Below are 25,615 nucleotides of genomic sequence, written 5' to 3'. Positions count from 1 at the left end.
TTCTAATTGTTTTTTAGAGAAGCAATTTTAGCATTGATTCCAAAAGAAAAAACTTTGCTTTCTTGCTGAATATATTGATAAATAGCTAAAGCTTTATCGGCGAAATTATAATTTTCTTCTTTCGAGAATTCGATCAAAATATCTCCGAATTGTTCCAAATGTTCCCAATCAAAATGAAGACGCATTAACAATGTGATTAAATCTTCATTGGAAAAATCAATTAAACTTTCAATGTTTAATCCGAATTCCTTCAGTTGATTTTCAATTTCTGTTTTTTGTAAAACATTCAAAGGATAAGGTACATAAATGAGATTTCGTAACGTTTTGAGAACGTTATCAATTCTTATTTTTTCTTCGTCTCTTAATCCTTTATTGAGCATGTTTTTTTAAGTTGGTAGTTGATGGTTTTTGGTTGATGGTTTCTGGGAGCTTAACTATCAACCAAAAACCATCAACCATCAACTATTATTGCCCGTATTCCTTCACAGCGTCAATAAACGCTTTTGCGTGATCTACAGGGATATTTGGTAAAATTCCGTGACCTAAATTTACGATATATTTATCTTTTCCGAATTCGTCGATCATTTCGTGAACCATTTTCTTGATAGTTGGAATTGGAGAAAGTAATCTTGACGGATCAAAGTTTCCTTGCAACGTAATATTTCCACCAGACAAATAACGAGCATTTCTTGCCGTGCAAGTCCAGTCAACTCCAAGAGCTGAAGCTTTACTTTTACCCATTTCACCAAGTGCGAACCAGCATCCTTTTCCGAAAACAATAACAGGCGTAATATCAGCTAAAGCGTCAACAATCTGGTTGATGTATTTCCATGAAAATTCCTGATAATCAACAGGAGAAAGCATTCCGCCCCAAGAATCAAAAATCTGAACCGCATTTACTCCTGATTTTACTTTTTCTTTTAAATATAAAATAGTGGTATCGGTAATTTTTTGCAATAAAGTGTGCGCTGCAACCGGGTTTGAAAAACAGAAACCTTTTGCAGTATCAAAACTTTTAGAACCTTTTCCCTCAACAGCGTAACAGAAAATTGTCCAAGGTGAACCAGCGAAACCAATTAACGGCACTTCGTCGTTCAGCATTTCTTTAGTCAATTTCACAGCATCAAAAACGTAACCTAAAGTTTCGTTTACATCTGGAACAAAAACTTGATTCACTTGTTCCATTGTACGAATTGGATCTGGAATAATCGGACCTAAATTGTCTTTCAATTCAACATGAATTCCCATTGCGCGTGGCACTACCAAAATATCCGAAAATAAAATAGCAGCATCTGGAGCAATTCTGCGAATTGGCTGTACAGTGATTTCAGCCGCTAATTCTGGAGTTTCGCAACGCGTAAAGAAATCATATTTATCACGAAGTTCTCTAAATTCTGGTAAATATCTTCCTGCCTGACGCATCATCCATACTGGCGGACGTTGTACAGTTTCTCCTTTTAATGCTCTTAAAAATAGGTCGTTTTTTAACATTGTTTTTTATTTTAGGTGCAAAAGTCGCAAAGTGACAAAGTTGCAAAGGTTTTTATTTGTATTCGTGAATTACATCTTCAATCACATCTTCAATTGTTGGTTGATCAGCGACGATAATGTTTTTTGTGATTTTATTTAAAGCTTCTGCGGTCGTATCGCCAATGCAAAAGCAGATTTGTTTATTTATAGCATTGTGTTTCAAATAACTTTTAACTCCAGACGGACTAAAAAACAAAATCGCTTCTGGATTTGCTTTTATTTTCTGCGGTTGTAATGTGGTTTCGTAAACCTGAATTTCATTGAATTTAATTCCGTTTTCTTTTAAAGCGTCTGGTAAAGTGTCTCTTCTTAGATTTCCACTGAAAAAAGTATAACTTTCATTTCCGTAAATCAAAGTGATAATTTCAGCTAAATCTGCAGCATAACCTGTGTAAGCCACGACATTAAAGCCATTATCGCTTAAAAGCGTTTTGGTTTTAAGTCCAACGCAATACACGTTTTTTTTCTTTAATTCTTCAGAATTAGGATGAGCTAAAACACTGTGAACGGCATTTTGACTTGTAAAAATTAAACTTTCATTAAGATCTTTTAATTCGAAAGGCTTGTTTTCGGTTTTAATGAAATCGGCTTCGATCAACTCAACGCCATATTTCATTAGTTCCTGTTTATGAAGAGGAGATAATATTTTAGTAGATAATATCTGAACTGGATTTGCCATTATTTCTTTAGAGATTCTTTGATTTTCTGCATTAATTCCGTTCCTCCATTATTCAAAATCTCCTGAGCAGAATTAAAGCCTAATTTTTTCCATTCAGAAATATCAACCGTTTTGTTGATTTCTAGTTTTTGTTTTCCGTCAATAGAAAGTAAAACACCTTGAAAATGCAAAGTATCTTCGTCCTCGTTATACGTTACTAAAGCTCCAATTGGGGCAGTACATCCACCTTCAAGCGTTCTCAAAAACTGACGTTCTATGTATGTGCAAATTTCAGTCTCGATATCATTTAACTGCGAAAGAGCATCCAAAGTATAATTGTCGTTTTCCATTGCCACCACAAGCATTGCACCTTGAGCCGGAGCTGGAATCATCCAATCTAAATTGATGTAATTTTCAGGTTTTAAGTTGATGCGCTCCAAACCTGCAGCGGCAAAAACAGCTCCGTCCCATTCATTATCCTGAAGTTTTTGCATACGCGTATTCACGTTTCCACGTAAATCAACAACCGTATGGTTTGGGTATTTATTGAACCATTGCGCCTGACGACGTAAACTTCCGGTTGCAATGGTGCTCGGATTTGTAAAATCAGGATTTCCTTTATGAACTAAAATATCCAAAACATTGGCTCTTGGCAAAACGGCACCTTGAACGATACCTTTTGGTAAAGCTGTCGGAACATCTTTCATCGAATGCACTGCAATATCAACGTCACCATTAATCATAGCAATGTCTAAGGTTTTAGTGAAAATTCCAGTGATTCCTAATTCATAAAGTGGCTTATCAAGAATAATGTCACCCTGAGATTTTACCGCAACAATTGAGGTTTTATAACCTAAATCGTTTAGTTTTTTTTCTACAGTGTGTGCTTGCCAAAGTGCTAATTCGCTATCGCGCGTTCCTATTCTGATTGTTTTTTCTGCCATGTTTTTGTATTAAAATTTTACCATTAAGATATTAAGTGAATTAAGGTTTAGAAACTTAACTTTCTTAATATCTTAATGGTAAAACTAAAATTAAGATGCTTTTATTTTGAAGACTTTTTCGATCCATTCGATGCTTTCATCAACCATGGTATCGTCGTCTTTTAAATGATTTGCAAAATGAGTAGTGATTTTCTGGATGATTCTGTTACTGATGATTTCAGCTTGCTCTTCATTAAAATCAGCGATTTTTTTGCTTTGAAAATCCAATTCAGAAGCTTTAATAGCGTTTAATTTCTCTTTTAAAGCATTAATTGTTGGAGCAAATTTTCTGCCTTTCATCCAAGTAACAAATTCTTCTTTGATTTCTTCGATGATCGCTTCAGCAGCCGGAATGTGTAATTTTCTGTTTTCCAGTGTTTCATCTGTCAATTGAGACAAATAATCCATGTGAATTAAAGTTACACCTTCTAATTCCTCAACATTTTCATGAACGTTTTTCGGAATAGATAAATCCAGAATCAACAAAGGTTTTTTAAGATTTAAGATTGCTTTGTCAACCGTTGGGTTTTGCGCGCCAGTTGCAACAACTACGACATCGGCTTTTTGAAGTTCTAAATGTAATTCAGAGTAATCTTTAACAATCAGATTTAATTTTCCTGCTAATTTCTCTGCTTTATCTTTAGTTCTGTTGATCAAAGTGATGTGCTCGTTTTTAGTATGTTTTACTAAATTCTCGCAGGTATTTCTTCCGATTTTTCCAGTTCCAAAAAGTAAAATATTTTTGTTGCTGATATCTTCAACGTTTTTCAGAATATATTGAACCGAAGCAAAAGAAACTGAAGTAGCACCAGAACTTATTTCTGTTTCTGTTTTAATTCTCTTGCTCGCCTGAATTACCGCATTTACCAGTCTTTCTGTAAAAGCATTGGCTAATCCCATTGATTTTGAATGCGTAAAACTGGTTTTTATTTGAGATATAATTTCAAAATCGCCTAAAATCTGACTATCTAAACCAGTTCCTACACGAAATAAGTGATTGATTGCTTCTTGATTTTTGTAAACGAAACCTACTTTTTGAAAAGCATCTACAGATCCGTTACTATTATCGCAAATAAGTTTTATTAATTGAAATGGATGTTCAGCAAAACCGTAGATTTCGGTTCTGTTGCAAGTTGAAGTAACTATTAAACTTTCGATTCCCTCGTTTTTAGCTTGTTCCAGCAGGCGAGTTTTCGCAACTGCATCCAAACTAAATTGACCTCTGACCTCAGCATCAGCTTTTTTATAACTCAGACCAACTGAGTAAAAATAAAGGTGTTTCGGTACGTTATTGTTTTCCATAAATTCACTTTCATAAAAGTGCAACAAAATTATTACTATACCATCGATAAAAATAACGCTAAAAGTACTTTTTATGTCGCTGTATGTTTTTTTGAACCTAAATAGGTGTTTTTGAGTAAAAAGGACTACTTTTGTAGCAAAATCAACTCATTTGAAGTGATTAGTTTAGAGTCGTTCTAAATAACATTTTGAGTTTGTTTTGATTTTCGTTTCAAAAAAATATCGCTATGAGTTCTCAAGAAGTTATAAAAATTGAAGACGACTTTACGCTGATTCGTTTTCAAAATGATGGTTCAGAATCTTTCTATGCACAGCACGAAATAATAGGTACTGGTCTGATACAGTTTCACTTCGGGATAAAAGGAAACGCAAAATTTTTATTCAATCAAGGCAATTATGCTTTAGAGTTGAAAGAAGAAAAATCGTTGCTTTTATACAATCCACAGAAAGAATTGCCGCTAAATTTAGAGCTGGCTCCTAACTCGTGGGCGATTTCAGTAATTGTTTCAATCAAGAAATTTCACGCATTATTTTCTGCCGAAGCCAACTATATTACTTTTTTAAGTCCTGACAATAAGGATAAGAAATATTATAACGAAGGAAATATCAGTCCGTCGATGGCAATTGTTTTGAGTCAGTTGTTTCATTACAATCTTCATCCATCGATAAAAAATCTTTATTATAAAGGAAAAGGATACGAATTACTGAGTTTGTATTTTAACAGAACCGAAGATCCGAATGCAGAACAATGTCCGTTTTTGATTGACGAAGACAATGTTTTGAAAATCAGAAAAGCCAAAGAAATTGTAATCGCTAATATGGCCGAACCGCCAGGATTACAAGAACTAGCAGATGAAATCGGTTTAAATTTGAAAAAACTTAAAATGGGTTTCAAACAAATTTACGGCGATACGGTTTATGGTTTTCTTTTCGATTATAAAATGGATTTTGCTAGAAAACTACTAGATAGCGGATCATATAATGTAAACGAAGTTGGATTGAAAATAGGCTACAGCACCGGAAGTCATTTTATAGCAGCATTCAAAAAGAAATTCGGAACAACACCAAAAAAATATTTGATGTCGATTAATGCGAATGTTTAAAAAGGGTTTGCCACTAATTTCACTAATTAGCACGAATTTTTAATCTGCTAAATCTCCCAAATCTGCGAGAGAAATTGATTTTAGATATTCTACAATAATTAAAAAGTAATAATTATCATATTTCGAATAAAGTACAGCGTTTACTTTTGCTGAAATTTTTAAAAACAAACAAAAAGCTTAAAAGCAAAAAACATAATGAAAGGCGTATTATTAGTAAACTTAGGTTCTCCAGACAGTCCAACTCCAAAAGATGTTAAACCTTATTTAGATGAATTTTTAATGGATAAATACGTGATTGACGTTCCGTATTTATTAAGAGCATTATTAGTTCGAGGAATTATTTTAAGAAAAAGGCCAGAAGAATCTGCGCACGCATATTCAAAAATCTGGTGGGAAGAAGGGTCTCCATTAGTGGTTCTTTCAGAAAGAATGCAGCAAAAAGTACAGCCTTTAGTAAATGTTCCCGTTTCTTTGGCAATGCGTTACGGAAGTATGACAATCGAAAAAGGACTTCAAGAATTGAGCGATAAAGGAGTTACAGATGTAATGCTTTTTCCTTTATATCCGCAATATGCAATGGCTTCAACTTTGACTATTTTGGTTAAAGCAGAAGAAATTCGCAAGAAGAAATTCCCGCACATGAAATTTACAGATGTTCCGGCATTTTACAACAAACCGGATTACATCAAAAACTTAGCAGATTCTATTCAGAAACATTTAGTTGGATTTGAATATGATCATTTATTGTTTTCATACCACGGAATTCCAGAGCGCCATATTCGCAAAACGGACGTGACAAAATCACATTGTAAAATTGACGGTTCTTGCTGTAACACGCCATCTCCGGCACATGAATTCTGCTACCGTCACCAGTGTTATGAAACAACAAGACAAGTCGTTAAATTATTAGGACTTCCTGAAGACAAATACAGTTTGACTTTCCAATCTCGTTTAGCAGGAGACAAATGGCTAGAACCTTACACAGATGTTGAAATTGATAATATGCCTGCAAAAGGAATTAAAAAATTAGCAGTTGTTACTCCGGCTTTCGTTTCCGATTGTTTAGAAACTTTAGAAGAAATCGCCATGCGCGCCAAAGAAGATTTTGAAGCAAAAGGAGGAGAAGAGTTCTTGGCAATTCCTTGTTTGAATGATGATGACGAATGGTGCCAAACGGTTTCTAACTGGATTAATGATTGGGCTAAATAAAATTTGTTTCAGGTTTAAAGTTTCAAGTTTTTCTCAAAGTTGATTAACTTGAAACCTGAAACCTGAAACCTGAAACAAAAAATAATGGAATACTATAACTATCTAAAATCACTGCACCTCATTTTTGTGATTACTTGGTTTGCTGGTTTATTTTATATTGTGCGTTTGTTTGTTTATCAAATTGAAGCCAGTGAAAAACCTTCGCCAGAAAAAGAAATTCTACAGGCGCAATACAAAATTATGGCCTACCGTTTGTGGTACATTATTACATGGCCATCGGCGGTTTTGGCAAGTATCTTTGCTTTTTGGATGCTGTTTTTTACAGAAGCAGGACATATTTGGCTTACACAATCTTGGATGCACGTAAAATTATGTTTCGTTTTCCTTTTATATTTATATCACGGAAAATGCCATCAGATTTTTAAGCAATTGCAAAATGATGAGGTGAAATATTCGAATAATTTCATGCGTTTATGGAACGAAGGCGCAACGATTATTTTGTTTGCTGTTGTCTTTTTAGTAGTTTTAAAAAGTGCCATCGACTGGATTTTCGGCGTAATCGGAATTATTTTATTCTCGGTTTTAATTATGCTGGGATTCCGTTTTTATAAGCGCATTCGAGAAAAAAAATAAAGAGGTTGCCACGAATTTCACAAATTAGCACGAATTAAATTTTATAATTTTTTGCCACAGATTAAAAGTACTTTAATGATTTTTTAGCGTTGCGTATAATCCCATTAATCATTTTAATCTGTGGCAGAAAAAAATAATTAGCGTAAATTCGTGTAATTCGTGGCAAAAAAGAAAATTATGCTAAACAACTTCAAAATGTCAATGCTATCGCTTCGTACCAGGATATTCCTGTCGATGATTGTATTGATTGTTGTGGCATCTTTTTTATTGGCTTCGATTTCGATTATTCAGTTTAAAACCGAGGCGAAAGAATACCATCAGGAGCGTTTAGAACGAAAAGAAAATGCGGTAAAAGAACACATCAATTATGTGCTTTCGACTACAACATATCCGCTAAAAACTCAAAATCTAGATTTGATCTTTAAAGATAAAATCCACGAATTAGCTCAGATTCATAAAATTGAAATCAATATTTACAGTCTCGACGGAAAACTCTTAAAATCTTCAAAAGAGTCTTTTGCTGTTGATAAAGCGCCACCACCAATTCCAGAATATATATTAAAACTCGTTCGTTCTTCTATCGAAAAGCGATTTGTTGATATCAAAACGATTGATGGAGTTAAAAACCGATCTTCATATAGTTTAATTAAAGACGAAAAATTCAAACCGCTCGGAATTTTAAATCTTCCTTATTTGGAAGATGATGGTTATTACGATAATGAGTTGAATACTTTCTTGATTCGTTTAAGCCAAGTCTATTCTTTTATGCTGATTGTGGCTTTTGGACTGGCCTATTTGCTTTCAACTTATATTACAAAATCATTAAAAACCATTTCAGATCGTTTGGAAGAAACTAATTTGGATCAGAAAAACGAGAAAATTGTTTTAGAAGCAAACAGCAAAGAAGTCAACTTCTTGATAAAAGCGTATAACGGAATGGTGGACAAATTAGAAACCAGTGCTATCAAATTAGCACAAAGTGAACGTGAAGAAGCTTGGCGCGAAATGGCAAAACAAGTCGCGCATGAAATCAAAAATCCGCTTACGCCGATGCGTTTGACGGTTCAGAGTTTCCAAAGAAAATTTGATCCAAATGATCCCGATGTAAAACAGAAAATGAATGATTATTCGGAGACTTTAATTCAACAAATCGATACGATGACAGCTGTTGCTTCGGCGTTTTCGAACTTTGCTTCAATGCCAGCGCAGCAAAACGAAACTTTGAATGTCGTTGAGGTTGTTGAATTGGCTTTGGATATCTTTAACGAAGAATACATTTCTTTTGAAAAAGAAGAAGAAGAAATCATTTCCAAAATGGATCGTACGCAATTAATACGTGTCATTACCAATTTGGTTAAAAACGCTACTCAGGCAATTTCAGAGAATCAGTTTCAGAAATCGATTGTTGTATCAATAAAAAGACGAAATGATCATGTTGAAATTGATGTAAAAGACAACGGAATCGGAATTCAGAAACAAGATATCGGCCGAATCTTCGAGCCTAAATTTACTACCAAAACCAGCGGTATGGGACTTGGACTTGGAATTATCAAAAACATCATCGAAAATTACAAAGGAACAATTACCTTTGAATCAACATACGGAAAAGGAACGACTTTTACAGTTTCGTTACCAATCACAAACTCATAAAATCAGTGTCATGAACTACGAAAATATCTTAATTGCAATAGAGGAGAGAATTGCAACAATTACGATTAATAGACCAGCAAAATTAAATGCTTTAAACAAGGAAACAATTAGTGACTTGAGCGATGCAATTAAATTGTTAAGCAAGAATGATGATGTCCGAGTTATAATTTTGACCGGAAGCGGAGAAAAAGCATTTGTTGCCGGAGCAGATATTTCAGAATTTGCCAATTATACTGTTGTTGAAGGAGCACAATTAGCAGCCGAAGGACAAGAATCACTTTTTGATTTTATAGAAGGACTTAAAAAACCTGTTATTGCAGCCGTTAACGGATTTGCATTAGGAGGCGGATTAGAATTGGCAATGGCTTGTCATTTTAGAATTGCTTCAGACAATGCAAAAATGGGACTTCCGGAAGTTACTCTAGGATTAATTCCTGGATATGGAGGGACACAGCGCTTGCCACAATTAGTTGGTAAAGGTCGTGCGATGGAAATGATCATGACGGCGGCAATGATTACTGCCGAACAAGCAAAAGAGTACGGTTTGGTAAATCATGTTGTGCCTCAAGAAGAGCTTTTATCATTTACAAAAGTAATTGCTCAAAAAATCATTAAAAATGCGCCTTTTGCAATCGGAAAAGCAATAAAATCAATAAACGCTAATTTCAAGGATGGCAAAAATGGTTTTGATACCGAAATAAAATCATTTGGAGAATGTTTCGGAACTCAAGATTTTAAAGAAGGAACAACAGCCTTTTTAGAAAAACGTAAAGCTGAATTTACAGGGAAATAAAGTTATTCCGCAAAGTCACATGAAGATAACACAAAGTCGCAAAGAAAATTTTATTTAAATCTTTGCGTAGCTTTGCGTTATAATATTAGACAAAGGTTAAAAACTTAGAACCTTAGTATCTTAGCAACTTAGAATCTTAAAAAAAATGTACGAACCAATATTCACCCTTTTTTGTGAACGAGTTAAAGAAAGCATTCAAAGCGGCACTTTCGCAAAGCTGACTTTGGCAAAAACAATGGGCGACACCGAAATCAAAAACATCTATTTTAGATTGGTTTTGAATGAAGATGATACAATGTCAATCTCGCTAACAACGCGTTATAAAACCGAAGAAATTGAAAGTTTTCATTCTTTAGATGAAGCTTTGTTGATTTTAGGATCTTATATCAAGAAACCGTTTCTTACGGCACTTTTGTTTACAACAGTTAATGATTTGACTTTCAAGGTAAACAAGAAAAATGCAGGAAGTATTATTGAACAACCTCCAACATTTAAAAACGCTTCGCCAGTAATGCTTGAAATGGTCGAGAAAGGACTATTGTAAAATTGTTAAAATAACTTCTGATTATTTTTTTGTAAGAAAAATCAATTATTTTTGTATTGGTTTAAATAAAAAATAATGAGAGGGAATGTTTTTGGTGTGTCAGATCGATTAAAAGCCTTTATTACTTTTTTTACAATTTCATTGATAATCGCTTTAATTGGTCTATTCGTCATTCCTTTTATTTCTTTGCCAGAGGATTCTTTTGCGTCAAAATTGTATGATGCATGTAGTTCTACAAATTATCTGTTTTACTTAACTCCATTAATTATACTTGCTATAATTATTTCGGGAACTATTTTAATTATAGCCGTTTTTAGCAAAAAGATTATACTAAAAAAAAATGTTATTGTTTCAAAAAATGCATTTATTACGCGCACTTTAGAATTTAGTGAAATAAAAGGCTATCATGTTAATCATTTTGTGCTTTACATTGAAACAAATTCAAAAGACAAAAAACGAATAAAAGTAAACTTGTTAACGTTGAATAGGGCAGACAAATTGATCCACTATCTAGAAAAACGATTTGTCAATTTAGATTTTTTAAAGACAAAAAAGATTCTTTAAACCAGTTTTACAAACAAGTTTGATGCTATTTTATTTGAAATTGACAATTCTCTTTCATTTACTTTAATTCGGACCGATAAATCAAAAGATTCTTTAGATAAAAACTCGATTTTAGAGCCTAAAGCAATTTCTTGCTTGTCCAGATACTTTAAAAATTCTGAAGAAGTGTCCTTAACACCTACACAAACTCCGGTTTGATTTTCTTCCAATTCAGATAAAAGATGTTTTTCGATTTTGATGATTCTTCCGTTTGCATCTGGAATTGGATCGCCATGTGGATCTTCAGTCGGATTTCCTAAAAAATCATCTAAGCGATTAATTAATTGTTCCGATTTGATGTGTTCCAATTGCTCTGCAATTTCATGCACTTCATCCCAACTGAAATTTAGTTTTTCAACTAAAAAAACTTCCCAAAGGCGGTGTTTTCTCACAATCATTTTTGCGGCCAATTTTCCATTTTCGGTCAATGAAACGCCTTGGTATTTTTTATAATTAACCAAATCTTTCTCTGCAAGCTTTTTAAGCATATCTGTTACAGAGGAAGCCTTTGTTTCCATGATTTCTGCAATAGCATTTGTGCTGACTTCGGTTTCCAAAGCGGCAGTCAAGTGATAGATTGATTTTAAGTAGTTTTCTTCTGAAAAAGTCATTTCTTTAAGCTTCTAAGCTCCTAAGTTTGTAAGTTTGTAAGTTTTCTTTTAAGGTTTAAAAAACCTTAGCATCTTAGCAGCTTAGCACCTTAGCAACTTTTATTTAACAATCAACAAAGGTATTGAAATTTTATGTCTCAATTTATCGACCGTTGTGCCAAAAAGAATATCTTTTAGGCCAGTGTGGCCGTGAGTTCCCATAACAAGAATGTCGAAATTTCCGTTATTGATGATTTCTGGGATTATCTTATCCGGTTTCCCAAAACCGAGTTCTGTTTCAATTTTAAAGCCCTTTTGCGAAAGCATTTCTTTGTAATTTAATAATAATTTTTCATCGACAGTGGTTTCATGATCATGAATATGAATTCCGTAGATCAAAGCGCCAACAGTTTCGACAATGTGAATAAGCGTGTATTTTGCGTGCATTCCGCCCAATTCGAATGCATGGTTAAGCGCAGCTTCATCAGCATTTGAAAAATCCACAGAAACAGCGATATTTTTAACTTCATGAGTTTTCTTTTGAGAAAAATGAAGTTTTAGATTATGTGGCGAATGGTTGATTGTTTTTGCTTTGAATTTGGCAATAAACGGTTTAAAAATGATGTATAGCAATAATGCTGAGAATCCAAAAGCCAACGGAACAACCGTTAACCATAAGATCGTTGGATTATTAGAAGTTTCGAGCCAAGAAGTGATTTCGTCATAAACTAATTTTGCATTTAGCGAAACAATGATTGAAGCAATAACCCAGGAAACAATCTGAGTCGTTCTTGAAATATGAAAACCATTCATTTTTGATTTATCACTCACAAAGTGAATCAGCGGAATAATTGCAAATCCCAACTGCAGACTAAGAATGACTTGGCTTAAAATCAGTAGTTTTCCCGTGACGCTTTCGCCGTAAATATAAATCACTACTAAAGCAGGTATAATAGCTATCAAGCGTGTAATAATTCTACGAACCCAAGGCTGAATTCTAAAATGAAGATAACCCTCCATTACAATTTGTCCAGCCAAAGTTCCGGTAACGGTTGAGCTTTGCCCCGCGGCTATTAACGCGACAGCAAATAAAATTGGTGCCCATTTTGTTCCCAATAAAGGCTCAAGAAATTGATGCGCATCTTGAATTTCGGCAACTTCAAACATTCCGTTTTTATGAAATGTCGCCGCTGCAAGAATTAGGATTGCGGTGTTTACAAAAAAAGCCAAATTCAAGGCAATTGTCGAATCGATAAGGTTATATTTCAAAGCTTGTTTGATTCCGGCTGGAGTGCGATCAAATTTTCTGGTTTGCACCAAAGAAGAATGCAGATACAAGTTATGAGGCATTACAGTTGCTCCGATAATCCCGATTGCAATATAAAGCGCAGCCGAATTTGGAATTGAAGGCACAAGTCCGCCGATGATTTTATGAATTTCTGGTTCAGCAAAAATCATTTCAAAAATGAAAGAAAAACCAATAATCGCGACCAAAGCAATTATGAAAGCTTCCATTTTGCGGATTCCTTTATTGATTAAGAATAAAAGAAGAAAAGTATCTAAAACGGTAATCAAAACACCTTCAAGAAGTGGAATTCCGAATAAAAGATTAATCCCGATTGCCATTCCGAGAACTTCTGCCAAATCACAAGCTGCAATGGCGATTTCGGCTAAAAAATACAAAATGTAATTGATGTATTTTGAATAGGTTTCTCTTGAAGCTTGCGCAAGGTCGCGCTGTGTTACAATTCCGAGCCGTGCGCTCAAACTTTGCAAAAGCAAAGCCATTAAGTTGCTCATCAATAAAACCCAGACTAAAGTATAACCAAATTGGCTTCCACCTGCGATATCTGTTGCCCAGTTGCCAGGATCCATATAGCCAACGCTAACTAAATAAGCAGGGCCTAAAAAGGCTAATATTTTTCTGAATCCGGTTTTTTTATGTTCCGTAGCAACGGATTGGTTTACTTCTTCTAAAGATTTGGCCATTGTAAAAGTATTGTTTTCACAAATATAGGTAAAAATTATATTCGCGAAACAATATTTTTAGACAAGCCTAAAACCTAAATGTTAGAATTTAAACATTTTGGACATAAGCCAGAAAGAGTAAAATTGATCTCTGTCACTTTATAATTATGGGGCATTATATAGCTCGGCTTTACAGTTTCAAGACAAGTAATTTCATGGCAATTTTCACAACTAAAATGAGCATGATTATGAATGTGAACACGCTGGTTGGAATGATTGCATTTTGCATATTTTACCGTCCCATCAAGGTTTGAAATTTTATGAATAATATCATCGTTCAAAAGTCTATCAAGAATTCTATAAATGGTCACGCGGTCGCATACATCGTTCAGTTGTTTTTGAATTTCTGTGTGAGACAAGGCGGTATTAGCTTTTTCAAAAACCTCTAAAACGGCCGTCTTTGCTGTTGTGTTACGTGTAGCTTTCATTTTTAATTTTAAAAAAAATTATCGCAACAATGTTGCGATTGTGTAAAATCATGTATATTTGCAACAAAATTGCATTAAGCAAATATAAAATAAATGAAGAAAATAACGACATCTTTTTACGATATTTTGGGAATCTCTAGTGCGGCATTTTGCTTGGTTCATTGTTTGATTTTTCCAATACTAACCATTCTCCCTTTAGGGCTAATTCACAACCCAATTATCGATTTGATTTTTGCTTCTTTTGGTTTATTTGCGATTATCAAAATTATAAAAAAATCCGCTCTTTTGGTATCTTCAATTTTGATCATTTCGATGAGTTTGATTTGGATCAGTATTTTGAGCGAAATCTTATTTGAAATTCATCTTGACCTGATCTACTTCGGAGGTTTCGGAATGATTGTAGGGCATTTGTTGAATTACAATTTACACAGAAAACAAAATCATTAAAAATTAGCATTATGGAACAGAAGAATTTTGAAGTGATTATCATTGGTGGAAGTTATAGCGGATTATCAGCTTCTATGAGTTTAGGGCGTTCGCTTCGTCAGGTTTTGGTTATTGACAGCGGATTGCCTTGCAACAGACAAACACCGCATTCGCATAATTTTATTACACAAGACGGAGAGAAGCCTGCTGTTATTTCGGCGAAAGCCAAATTACAAGTTGATCTTTATAAAACAATTTATTTTTATAACGGGCTAGCCTTAAAAGCAATTAAAAAAGAAAATGGATTTGAAGTTTCAACAGAATCAGGGGAAGTTTTCAATTCCAGAAAAATCTTGTTCGCAAGTGGAGCAAAAGATTTATTGCCGGAAATAAAGGGTTTTTCAGATTGCTGGGGAATCTCGGTTTTGCATTGTCCGTATTGTCATGGTTATGAGGTTAAAAATGAAAAAACAGCGATTATTGCCAATGGCGAAATGGCTTTTGAATACGCAAAATTAATCTCCAATTGGACAAAAGATTTACGATTATTTACTAATGGAAGATCGGAAATGACTTTGGAACAAACTCGGATTCTGAAGGAAAAGGGTATTTCAATTTTTGAAGATGAAATAGATTCGTTTGAGCATAATGATGGATATGTTTCGAATATCGTTTTTAAAAACAATGAAAAAGTTGAGGTAAAAGCCATTTACGCAAGACCGCCATTTGAACAACATTGTTCGTTGCCCAAAGATTTGGGTTGCGATATAAACGAACAAGGTTTACTAAAAGTGGATGCCATGCAAAAAACAAATGTTCCAGGAATTTATGCTAGTGGAGATTGTACGACTCAAATGCGATCTGTGGCTATTGCGGTTTCTACCGGTTCTTTCGCCGGAGCGGTTATCAATAAAGATCTTATCGACGAAGATTTCTAGCGCGCGCTGAAAATTTCTCGCAAAGACGCAAAGTCGCGAAGGAGAAATTACACCATATAAGTCATATAAGATGATTTAAGTTTGGTTTGAAATGAACTTATATGACTGATATGGTTTAGAAAAAAACTTCGCGTCTCTGCGTCTTTGCGTGATTAATCATAATGAATTTAATAAAACAATTTTGAGACTTTGTTTTGTGTGATAAAAACAAAAATCTAACACATTGAATTCAATCCGTTTAAAATTATTATAGCCAGAAACAATATTTATCAAATTTAATTTTTAGTTTTGTCTAAATTTAATTTTATAATAATGAAATATTTATTTTTGACAATAGTAATAATTTCTGCTACACGCCTTAATTCGCAAAATATCTCGGGAAAAATTAACGGATTAATTCCTGCTGGACAGGAAATTAATATCACTTTGTTAAATACAAACTTTAAAACGCAAACAGATTCTTTGGGGTTTTATAAATTCGAAAACATTCCAACAGGGACTTATAAAATCAATATAACTTCAACAGGATTTAAATCAATAACCCAACGAATATCTCTCTTAGAAAACCAAAATTTAAGTCTTGATTTTGAATTGACCGAAGACCAAAATGAATTGAATGAAGTGGTGGTTTCTGGAACTTTAAAACCGGTAAAACATTTAGAAAGTGCTGTTCCGGTTGAGGTTTATTCGCCGGTTTTCTTCAAAAAAAACCCGACTCCAAGTATTTACGATGCGCTTCAAAATATAAATGGCGTTCGGCCACAGCTGAATTGCGGTGTCTGCAACACGGGCGACATTCATATCAACGGATTGGAAGGGCCTTATACTTTGGTCTTGATTGACGGAATGCCAATTGTAAGCAATCTTTCGACGGTTTATGGTTTGTCTGGAATTCCGAATTCTTTGGTGGAACGAATCGAAATCGTAAAAGGTCCGGCTTCGTCTCTTTACGGAAGTGAAGCGGTTGGCGGTTTGATTAACATCATAACTAAAAATCCAACAAATGCTCCAATGTTTTCTGCAGATTATTTTACGACGACTTATTTCGAAAATAATCTAGATTTGGGACTGAAATTCAATGTTGGGAAAAAAGCAAACGCACTTTTAGGTCTTAATTATTTCAATTACAATCAGGTTATCGATAAGGACAAAGACAATTTTACGGATGTGACGCTATCTGACCGGATTTCGGTTTTTAATAAATGGAGTTTTCTGCGAAATCATAATCGTATTTTTACGATCGCAGCCCGTGGAATGTACGAAGATCGCTGGGGCGGAGATGTGCGCTGGGAAAAGAAATTCCGCGGAGGCGACGAAATTTACGGCGAAAGTATTTATACCAAAAGAGCCGAATTAATAGGAAGTTATCAATTGCCATTTGAAGAAAAACTGATGCTTTCGTTCTCTGGAAATGTGCATTATCAAGACAGTCGCTACGGAACGACTTCGTATATCGCAAATCAGAAAATTGGTTTTCTGCAATTGACTTGGGATAAAAAAATTGGACGAAATGATTTATTGGCCGGAATCGCTAGCCGATATACTTATTATGACGATAATACTCCAGCGACAAATGAACCTGAAAATACTTGGTTGCCGGGAATTTTTGTTCAGGACGAAATTACGTTTTCTCGAAAAAGTCAAGTTTTGTTAGGGATGCGTTATGATTATAATTCGATTCATGGCTCAATTTTAACGCCGAGATTTGCGTATCGATTCAAAGCCAATGAAAACACGATTTTCAGATTAAATGCTGGAACCGGATTTCGTGTAGTGAATTTATTTACTGAAGATCACGCCGCGTTGACAGGTTCGAGAGATGTTGTAATTGCAAATGATTTGAAGCCAGAAAAGTCGGTGAATGTGAACTTGAACTATATTCAGAAAATTAATTTTGGAAACGGAACGTTTATGGGCATCGAAACAACGGCTTTTTACACCCGTTTTAGCAATAAAATCATTTCGGACTATGAAAGTGACCCAAACAAGATTATTTACGATAATATCGACGGATATGCATTAAGCCAAGGAATAAGCACAAATATTGATCTTAATCTTCCATCGGGTTTGAAGTTTATTGTCGGAGCAACGGTTTTGGATAACAAAAATGTTCAGAACGGAATTTCTGAAAGACCTTTTTTAACCGAGAATTTCACTGCAACCTGGAGCGTTTCGTATAGAATAAAAGCTTTAAATTTATTGTTGGATTATACCGGAAATGTTTACAGTCCGATGAAACTGCCTCTGTTAAGCGAAACTGATCCTAGAAATCCAAATTCGCCGTGGTACAGTATTCAGAATATTCAGTTTACCTTTACGGGATGGAAGAATTTTGAACTTTATGGCGGAATCAAAAATTTGCTGAATTTTACGCCAATGCAAAATAATCCATTTTTGATTTCGGGAACGAATGATCCTTTTGATAAAAATGTGCAATACGATTCGGCCGGAAAAGTTTTGGTAACGCCTGATAATCCGTACGGTTTGACTTTTGATACGACTTATGTTTATGGGCAAAATCAGACTATTCGTGGGTTTTTGGGATTGCGATATACTTTGAGGTGATTTTTTATAGCCACAGATTTCACAGATTAAATGGATTTTTTTCTGGTTGTCACCCTGAGCGGAGTCGAAGGGCTCGCCAATTGGAAACGGGCTTCGACTACGCTCAGCCTGACAAATGCAAATCAAAATCTAAAAAAAAAATCCATTTAATCTGTGTAATCTGTGGCAAAAAATAAATAACAAATGAAAAAGCTTTTTCTATTAATCTTCTTCTTCGGAATTTCAGCGACAGGTTTCTGCCAGCTGAAAAGTAATTCTTTTGAAGAAATTGACAGCTTACAGCAGATTCAAAAACGAAAAATCATTGTTTTTATTCATACCGATTGGTGTCAGTTTTGCCAAAGAATGAAAGCTACGACTTTCAGTAAATCTGATATCATTCAAAAATTAAATTCAGATTTCTATTTCATTGATTTTAATGCCGAAGAAAAACGAGACATCAGTTTTAATAATCACGTTTTTAAATTTCAGCCTTCGGGGAATAATGTGGGCGTTCATGAATTGGCTTTGCAACTCGGCACTATTAATAATCAAATTGCATATCCAACTTTATGTGTTTTGAATGAGAAGAACGAAATCATTTTTCAATATAATATCTATTTGAGTCCAAATGATTTTAAAATTCTTTTAGAAAAACTAAAAGAATAAAATTCCTTATTTTTGAGAATGAATTCTTCACAAATCAAACATTTCGATTACATTTTTACCGGCGCCGGATTGGCTTCTTTGATGACTGTTTATAAAATGGTTTTGTCTGGTAAATTCTCAGATAAATCAATTTTGCTGCTAGATAAAGACTCAAAAAAAATCAACGACAGAACTTGGTGTTTTTGGGAAAAGGAAGATTCAACTTGGAATTCGATTGTCTCAAAAAAATGGGATTTGGCTTTGTTTGCCAATGAAAATTTTAAGCGCGATTTGGCGTTGAAGCCTTATCAATACAACAAAATCAACGGAATCGATTTTTATAATTTTGTTTTCGAAGAATTATCAAAACATTCAAATATTACTTTTTTGAATGAGAAAGTAACCGATATCAATGAGCTCGAAACGCATGTTTTTGTTGGAACAGAAGAAAACAGATATACCTGCAATTATTTATTCAACAGCATTTATACTAAGGCTTTCGCCGAAAATCAAACGAAATATCCTGTTTTACATCAGCATTTTGTGGGATGGTTTGTAAAATCAGAATCAGAAGTTTTTAATCCGAATCAAGCCACTTTCATGGATTTTTCTGTTGAACAGAAAGGAAACACAAGATTTATGTATGTTTTGCCGATTTCTAAAACCGAAGCTTTGGTTGAATATACTTTGTTTTCAGAAAAATTGCTTCCGAAAGAAGAATATGAAAATGAGATTCAAATTTATCTAGAGAAATTCGGCGTAAGCCACTATCAAATTCTTGAAAAAGAGCAGGGAAGTATTCCAATGACTTGTTATCCTTTTTGGGAAAAAAACACAAAAAGAGTTTTAAATATTGGAACTGCGGGTGGTTGGACAAAAGCCAGTACGGGTTATACTTTTAAAAATTCGGATAAAAAATCTTCGGAATTGGTAGCGTTTCTTTGTGCTCCTTCGACTTCGCTCAGGATGACAAACTTTCATAAAAAAAGCCGTTTTTGGTTTTATGATTTATTACTTTTAGATATTCTGCACCGTCATAATGAATTGGGAAGTGCTATTTTTTCTTCTTTATTCAAAAAAGGAAATCCTAAGTTAATTTTCAAATTCTTGGATGAAAAAACCTCTTTTGCTGAAGATTTACGGGTTATCATGAAATGCCCGAAATTGCCTTTTATCCAAGCCTTGTTTAACACAACATTCTATAATCGTAAAAAATAGTTCAATCCTTGAAAAATCTGGCTTATTGTTTTATTCTTCCGACTTTTTGAGGTGATTAATAAATTGCCTTTCAAGTTAAGTTTGTATATTCAAATTAATGAACGGCTAATTTATGGGAATTACAAAAAAGTTGGGTTTTGATAGTGAAACAGACGAAATAGGAAAAATTTGCAAAGCTCTCGGGCATGCCGTACGAATTCAGATTATGACTCTATTGTGGAAAAAAAACAACAGAACTTGCGGTGAAATAGTTGAATTGATTCCGCTCGCGCAGTCCACTATTTCAAAACATTTGCTGGAATTAAAAAAAGCGAATTTGGTCAATATAAAATACGATGGAAAAAAGACCATTTATTCTATTGAAGTTGATAAAATACAGATTCTTCGGAAGTATTTGACCAGTTATCTTTCGACTATTGAAATTTCGGAACAAAATAAATCAACAGTTTTGGGAACAAAATTAAAAGTTAGAAGCCGAAATACTCATTTGAAGCAATACAATTACGAGTTTTTGCACAAAAAACATAAAAAGGAGGATTAGAATCAGATAGAAATAATTTTGCTCGAAATTTTATATCAAACTATAACAAAACTTTATACTTGAAATTAAGGAGTTGCGAGTAAACTTTGTAACTTTGCAGTTCAAAAGTAAAATTTAAAAACAAGAAATATGTATCCACTAGACATGGTAAGACCAATGGAAGCTGAATTAACTTCTGCAGGTTTTCAAGATTTACATAGTGCTGAAGCTGTTGAGAATGCTATCAAAGCTGAAGGTACCACTTTAGTTGTTGTAAACTCAGTTTGCGGTTGTGCTGCAAGAAATGCACGTCCGGGAGCAAAAATGAGTTTGGATAATGCTAAAAAACCAGATCACCTTATTACAGTTTTCGCTGGTGTTGACAAAGAAGCTGTTGATGCTGCAAGACAACATATGTTTCCTTTTCCTCCATCATCGCCATCTATGGCTTTGTTCAAAAACGGAGAATTGGTTCACATGTTAGAGCGTCACCACATCGAAGGACGTCCAGCTGAAATGATTGCTGAGAATTTGCAAGATGCGTTTAACGAATTCTGCTAATTCCTAAAGATGCTAAGATTCTAAGTTACTGAGATTCTAAGTTTTTTTAAGAAGCGAAGATTCGCAGTACAAAAATTTAAGACAAAAAGCACTATGAAAATAGTGCTTTTTGTTGTTTTATACGTTTACGTTTAGAAAAAACTTAGCATCTCAGCAACTTAGCATCTTAGAGATTCCATCCCCCGCCAAGCGCTTTGTACAATTCAACCATGGAGCTTAATTGTCTTTCGGTTAATTGAGCAAGGCTTAATTGGGCATTAAACAAGTTGGTTTCTACGTCTAAAACTTCTAGGTACGAAACATAGCCACTGTCGTATCTTTCGCGAGAGAGATTAAAGTTTATCAAGGCGGCTTTAACTTGTCTGTCGCGGGCTTTCCATTCTTCTTTATACGTTTTGATGTTTTGAATGGATTGTTCAACTTCAGAAACGGCGCCGATGTAAGTTTTTTGATAAATGAATTTGAATTGTTCCGCTTGTTGCCTGTTGATTTCAACTCTTCTTTTGTTTTTTCCAAAGGCAAAAATTGGACCTGCAATTCCTGCCGATGCATTTTGCAAATAAGAACTTCCTAGAAATAAGTTGCTCAAATCAGCACTTGCAAATCCGGCAATTGCAGCTAGATTTAAAGATGGAAAGCGCATCGCTTGAGCTACGCCAATTCTTTCATTCGCCGCTTTGTATCTTAATTCTGCCGCTTTTACGTCGGGTCTGTTTTCCAACAATGCTGATGGAAGTGAAAGCGGAATTTCGCTCACAATCTGCAATTCGGTATTACTTTTCCCTCTAGGAATTTCAGTTGGAAGCTGGCCTGTTAGCAACGCAATCGTATTTTCTTGATAAGTGATTTGTCTTTGAATGTTAGGAATTGCGGCTTCTGCAATGGCAACCTGTTGTTCAATTTGCACTTTGTCAACTTCAGAGATATAACCATTTTTAAATCTTTGGTTAATGATTTCATAGTATTTCTCTCTTGTTTCAAGTGTTGATTTGGTAATTTCCAGTTGTTCATCCAGATTTCGCATTTGAAAATATGCATACGCAATATTGCTGACAATATCTGAGAGCACCACTTTGCGTGCTTCTTCAGTAGCTAAAAGTTCGGCTTGTACAGCATTATTTTCGTGGCGATATTTTCCCCAAAAATCAAGTTCCCACGACATACTTGCTCCGGCCGTTGAAGGCGTAAAGTTTTTGTCGTTGCTGTTTATCGTTGCTCCGTATTGAAAAGAAGGAAACAAATCGGCTTTAGCATAACCTAATTGTGCACGAAGCTGATCAATTCTGGAAACTGCAATTTTTAGATCGTAATTATTTTCCAATCCTTTTTTGATGAGGTCTTTTAAAACATCATCATTGAATAGGTCAAACCATTTTAAATTGGTTACGTTCGCCAGACTATCTAAGTTTCTTTCGTTTTTATACGAATCTGACTTTTGTTGTTCTGGTTTGCTATATTTTGGCCCCACCATACAGCCAATAGGAAATAGTATGAGGAGAAATATAACAACGATTATTTTATGTCTCTTAATCATGATCTGCAGTATTTGATTCCACATTATTTCCTTCAGATACGATTGCTTCATCTTTCTTTTTTCCGATGTTTTCAATCATTACAAATAGACCGGGTACAATTAATACACCTAATACTGTCGCGATTAACATACCACTAAATACCGCCATTCCCATTACGATACGAGCTTGAGAACCCGCGCCAGTAGCAGTCAATAAAGGAACAACCCCAAGAATGAATGCAAATGCCGTCATCAAAATCGGTCGGAAACGAAGTTTTGCCGCAACCATAGCCGATTCATAAAGCGGTTTCCCTTTTTCGTATTCTTCTTTGGCAAACTCTACAATCAAAATGGCATTTTTGGCAACTAGTCCGATTAATAAAACGAGTCCAATTTGTGCAAAAACGTTATTTACGTAAGCATCACTTCCAAATCTTGCCAACATTAATCCTAAAAAGGCACCAAATACAGCAAAAGGAGCTCCAAGCAATACGCTGAAAGGCAGTTTCCAGCTTTCATATTGCGCCGCAAGAATCAAGAATACAAACACCAATGCCATAATAAATACAGAACTTCCTCCAGGTGAATGTTTTTCCTGATAAGATAAGTTGATGTAATCAAAACTCATATCAGCAGGCAAAGTCTGTTTAGCAACTTCTTCGAGTGCAGTCAAGGCTTGTGCACTACTATAACCATCATTTGGGCTTCCTCCAATTTCTGCAGATCGGAATAAATTTAAACGATTGGTAAAGTCGGGACCAGTAACTTTTGTTGCCGTAACCAATGTGGAAACGGGCAACATGTCGCCAGCATTATTTTTTACATAAATCAGATTTAAATCTTCCGGCCTCACACGATCAGCGGCTTCACCTTGCAGGTAAACTTTATACTGACGACCAAAACGGTTGAAGTCATTTACATAACTTCCTCCTAAAAATGCTCCTAAAGCTTCTGTAACTTTTGAAACTGGAATACCTAATTTCATGGCTTTATCATTGTCAATATCTAATTTTACTTGCGGTGTACCAGCATTAAAAGTGGTATAAATTCGTTTTATTTCTGGGCGCTGTTGTGCGGCCGCGATAAATGCTTGTGTTTGCTCGGCCAAATATTGTGGAGTATTTCCACCTCTGTCTTGCAGCATTAAACTGAAACCTGCCGAAGCTCCTAAACCTTGAATTGCCGGTGGACCAAATGAAAAACAGGTTGCAGTCGTAATTTGAGTTGCAAGTTTTATGTTTAGTCTATCAACAAATTGTTTGGCAGTTTCGGCTCTGTCTTCCCAAGGTTTTAATGAGATGAAAATGAAAGCATTGTTTGGCTGATAGGAGTTCGTAAGCATACTAAATCCGTTTATAGTTGTATAGGACAGAATCGATTTTTCTTCTTTAAGGAAACTGTCCACCTTTTTCGAAATTTCATCTGTACGCTGTAATGACGACGCAGGAGGCAATGCAATATTTACTAAAACATAACCTTGATCTTCTTCAGGAATAAATCCTAACGGAATTTTCTTTCCTAAGAAAACAATAGCAACTAATATTACAGCAAGCAATAAAACGATGCGCATTGCTTTTTTGGCAAAAAATGTAGCTCCGTTGATATATTTTCCAGTGACTTTTTCGAAGATTCGGTTGAATCCCGCGAAAAATTTGGCCAGCCAGCCAGTCTGTTCCTCAATTGGTTTAGTTGGTTTTAGCAACATGGCACAGAGCGCGGGACTCAAAGAAAGTGCGCTAAAAGCAGAGAACGCAACCGAGACGGCAATGGTTATGGCAAACTGCTGATAAAATCGTCCAGTAATTCCCGGAGTCATGGCAACCGGAATAAATACAGCACATAAAATTAAGGCAATTGCGATTACGGGTCCAGATACTTCCCGCATCGCTTGAACTGTCGCTTCTTTCGGAGTTTTTCCGTGTTCGATATGATGAATAACGGCCTCAACAACCACGATAGCATCATCGACCACAATTCCGATTGCCAATACTAATCCTAAAAGCGAAAGTGTATTGATGGAAAATCCCAGCATTGGGAACACAGCAATGGTTCCAATAAGCGAAACGGGAACTGTAATTAACGGGATTAAAGTAGCGCGCCAGTTTTGAAGAAAAATGAAAACCACTAAAATTACTAATATAATGGCTTCAAAAAGCGTATGTACAATGTCGTCAACACCGGCAGTAATTGCTAAAGTTGTATCTAAAGATTCCTGATATTCGATATCTTTAGGAAACTTTTCAGATAAAAGCTTCATTGTGGCTTTTGCATTTTCTGCAACTTCAAGAGCATTACTTCCAGGCATTTGGTACAAAGCAACAACGGCACTTGGCGAACTGTTTCGTCTTGCGGTAGAACTGTAGTTTTCAGTTCCTAATTCAATTCGGGCAATATCACCCATCAAAACCTGAGCACCGTCTTGTTTGCTTCGAACTACGATGTTTCCAAATTCTTTTTCTGTGACTAAACGATCTTGAAGTGTTACACCATAAGTGAATTCAGTATTTGGTGGCGCTGGTTCTGCTCCAAATTTCCCTCCGGGACTGATCATATTCTGAGCATTAAGTGCATTTTTGACATCTTCGACAGTGACGCCAAGTTTGCTCATCATATCGGCTTTTAGCCAAATTCTCATCGAATAATCACTTCCTCCAAAAAGGGTAACTTCTCCAACTCCTTTGATACGAGCCAATTGATCCACAATGTTAATACTAGCATAGTTGTTCAAAAACTTAGCGTCATATTTTGGATTGGTTGATGTAACTGTGAACAGCATCATTGGAAACGACAACGATTTTTTTACCACAACCCCTTGTTGTTTTACGCTCGAAGGCATAAAAGGAGCCGATTGGTTTTGTCTGTTTTGGGTAAGCATATTGGCATTATCCAAATTGGTTCCCACATCAAAAGTTACCTCAATCGTACAGGCACCATCAGAAGTGTTGATGGATTTCATGTACAACATATTTTCAACACCATTTACTTTTTGTTCAATTGGAGTAGCAACAGCTTGCTCAACATTGAGCGCATTTGCTCCTGTGAATGATGTAGTAATTTTTACAACAGGAGGATTGATATCTGGATATTGTGAAATTGGTGTTTTTTGTAAAGCTAGCAGTCCAAGTATTACAATAATAATACTGATAACGATAGCAACGATTGGTCTTCGAACGAAAAATTCTCCCATAATACT

23 protein-coding genes are annotated in these 25,615 nt (G+C 35.0%); 13 read left to right on the top strand and 10 right to left on the bottom strand.

Translation table 11 applies throughout. From position 1 onward, the window contains the following. Positions 1-2: 2 nt before the first annotated feature. From SCB73_RS06505 to hemA, 5 genes are all read right to left on the bottom strand, one after another. Positions 3-380: a hypothetical protein gene (locus tag SCB73_RS06505; protein ID WP_320569269.1), complete on the bottom strand. Its 378-nt coding sequence runs from the start codon at positions 378-380 to the stop codon at positions 3-5. Between the two features lie 85 nt (positions 381-465). Then, positions 466-1,491, bottom strand: a complete 1,026-nt coding sequence (gene hemE, locus SCB73_RS06500) for a uroporphyrinogen decarboxylase (protein ID WP_320569268.1) — start codon at positions 1,489-1,491, stop codon at positions 466-468. A gap of 52 nt (positions 1,492-1,543) precedes the next feature. Next, positions 1,544-2,209, bottom strand: a complete 666-nt coding sequence (locus tag SCB73_RS06495; RefSeq protein ID WP_320569267.1) for a uroporphyrinogen-III synthase — start codon at positions 2,207-2,209, stop codon at positions 1,544-1,546. Beyond that, entirely contained in the window at positions 2,209-3,132 is a 924-nt protein-coding gene (gene hemC, locus SCB73_RS06490) for a hydroxymethylbilane synthase (RefSeq protein WP_320569266.1), read from the bottom strand. Before hemC ends, SCB73_RS06495 begins: the two co-directional genes overlap by 1 nt. Before the next feature lie 90 nt (positions 3,133-3,222). Further along, positions 3,223-4,473: a glutamyl-tRNA reductase gene (gene hemA / locus SCB73_RS06485; protein WP_111425383.1), complete on the bottom strand. Its 1,251-nt coding sequence runs from the start codon at positions 4,471-4,473 to the stop codon at positions 3,223-3,225. A 227-nt stretch (positions 4,474-4,700) separates the two neighbouring features. Between hemA and SCB73_RS06480 the strand changes: the two genes are divergently transcribed. From SCB73_RS06480 to SCB73_RS06455, 6 genes are all read left to right on the top strand, one after another. Beyond that, a complete protein-coding gene (locus SCB73_RS06480) occupies positions 4,701-5,576 on the top strand; it encodes an AraC family transcriptional regulator (RefSeq protein WP_320569265.1) in 876 nt (291 codons plus the stop codon). Positions 5,577-5,771: 195 nt separating this feature from the next. Then, positions 5,772-6,785, top strand: coding sequence for a ferrochelatase (gene hemH, locus SCB73_RS06475; protein ID WP_320569264.1), 1,014 nt, complete (start codon positions 5,772-5,774; stop codon positions 6,783-6,785). Positions 6,786-6,869: 84 nt separating this feature from the next. Further along, positions 6,870-7,418: a CopD family protein gene (locus tag SCB73_RS06470; RefSeq protein ID WP_320569263.1), complete on the top strand. Its 549-nt coding sequence runs from the start codon at positions 6,870-6,872 to the stop codon at positions 7,416-7,418. A 234-nt stretch (positions 7,419-7,652) separates the two neighbouring features. After that, positions 7,653-9,068: an ATP-binding protein gene (locus SCB73_RS06465; RefSeq protein ID WP_320570079.1), complete on the top strand. Its 1,416-nt coding sequence runs from the start codon at positions 7,653-7,655 to the stop codon at positions 9,066-9,068. Positions 9,069-9,078: 10 nt separating this feature from the next. Next, a complete protein-coding gene (locus tag SCB73_RS06460) occupies positions 9,079-9,861 on the top strand; it encodes an enoyl-CoA hydratase/isomerase family protein (RefSeq protein ID WP_320569262.1) in 783 nt (260 codons plus the stop codon). 145 nt (positions 9,862-10,006) lie between these two features. After that, complete coding sequence (locus SCB73_RS06455; protein ID WP_320569261.1) at positions 10,007-10,405, top strand: hypothetical protein; 399 nt, start codon at positions 10,007-10,009, stop codon at positions 10,403-10,405. A 560-nt stretch (positions 10,406-10,965) separates the two neighbouring features. Here SCB73_RS06455 and SCB73_RS06450 read toward each other — a convergent pair. From SCB73_RS06450 to SCB73_RS06440, 3 genes are all read right to left on the bottom strand, one after another. After that, positions 10,966-11,619, bottom strand: a complete 654-nt coding sequence (locus tag SCB73_RS06450; RefSeq protein WP_320569260.1) for a metal-dependent transcriptional regulator — start codon at positions 11,617-11,619, stop codon at positions 10,966-10,968. Between the two features lie 99 nt (positions 11,620-11,718). Then, complete coding sequence (locus tag SCB73_RS06445; RefSeq protein WP_320569259.1) at positions 11,719-13,587, bottom strand: Nramp family divalent metal transporter; 1,869 nt, start codon at positions 13,585-13,587, stop codon at positions 11,719-11,721. Between the two features lie 74 nt (positions 13,588-13,661). Continuing rightward, positions 13,662-14,054, bottom strand: coding sequence for a Fur family transcriptional regulator (locus tag SCB73_RS06440; protein ID WP_320569258.1), 393 nt, complete (start codon positions 14,052-14,054; stop codon positions 13,662-13,664). Positions 14,055-14,147: 93 nt separating this feature from the next. Here SCB73_RS06440 and SCB73_RS06435 point away from each other — a divergent pair, with 93 nt between their 5' ends. From SCB73_RS06435 to SCB73_RS06405, 7 genes are all read left to right on the top strand, one after another. Continuing rightward, positions 14,148-14,501, top strand: a complete 354-nt coding sequence (locus SCB73_RS06435; protein WP_320569257.1) for a MerC domain-containing protein — start codon at positions 14,148-14,150, stop codon at positions 14,499-14,501. Between the two features lie 11 nt (positions 14,502-14,512). Next, positions 14,513-15,418: an NAD(P)/FAD-dependent oxidoreductase gene (locus tag SCB73_RS06430; RefSeq protein WP_320569256.1), complete on the top strand. Its 906-nt coding sequence runs from the start codon at positions 14,513-14,515 to the stop codon at positions 15,416-15,418. Positions 15,419-15,730: 312 nt separating this feature from the next. Beyond that, on the top strand, positions 15,731-17,983 hold the full coding sequence (locus SCB73_RS06425; protein WP_320569255.1) for a TonB-dependent receptor: 2,253 nt from the start codon (positions 15,731-15,733) through the stop codon (positions 17,981-17,983). Positions 17,984-18,166: 183 nt separating this feature from the next. Next, a complete protein-coding gene (locus tag SCB73_RS06420) occupies positions 18,167-18,631 on the top strand; it encodes a thioredoxin family protein (protein WP_320569254.1) in 465 nt (154 codons plus the stop codon). 18 nt (positions 18,632-18,649) lie between these two features. Further along, entirely contained in the window at positions 18,650-19,828 is a 1,179-nt protein-coding gene (locus tag SCB73_RS06415) for a lycopene cyclase family protein (RefSeq protein ID WP_320569253.1), read from the top strand. A 112-nt stretch (positions 19,829-19,940) separates the two neighbouring features. Continuing rightward, complete coding sequence (locus SCB73_RS06410) at positions 19,941-20,369, top strand: ArsR/SmtB family transcription factor (RefSeq protein WP_320569252.1); 429 nt, start codon at positions 19,941-19,943, stop codon at positions 20,367-20,369. A gap of 129 nt (positions 20,370-20,498) precedes the next feature. Further along, complete coding sequence (locus tag SCB73_RS06405) at positions 20,499-20,909, top strand: BrxA/BrxB family bacilliredoxin (RefSeq protein WP_132987765.1); 411 nt, start codon at positions 20,499-20,501, stop codon at positions 20,907-20,909. 166 nt (positions 20,910-21,075) lie between these two features. On the opposite strand, the gene SCB73_RS06400 is transcribed toward SCB73_RS06405, so the two are convergent. Both SCB73_RS06400 and SCB73_RS06395 read right to left on the bottom strand, forming a co-directional pair. After that, entirely contained in the window at positions 21,076-22,443 is a 1,368-nt protein-coding gene (locus SCB73_RS06400; protein ID WP_320569251.1) for an efflux transporter outer membrane subunit, read from the bottom strand. Then, positions 22,436-25,609 (bottom strand): efflux RND transporter permease subunit, encoded by a 3,174-nt coding sequence (locus tag SCB73_RS06395; protein ID WP_320569250.1) that lies wholly within the window; start codon positions 25,607-25,609, stop codon positions 22,436-22,438. Before SCB73_RS06395 ends, SCB73_RS06400 begins: the two co-directional genes overlap by 8 nt. Positions 25,610-25,615 lie beyond the last annotated feature (6 nt).

The sequence above is a fragment of the Flavobacterium sp. KACC 22761 genome (genome assembly GCF_034058155.1).
Lineage (GTDB): Bacteria > Bacteroidota > Bacteroidia > Flavobacteriales > Flavobacteriaceae > Flavobacterium.
The sequence above is the reverse complement of the archived record's forward strand: the minus strand, read 5'-3'. Positions and strand labels throughout refer to the sequence as shown.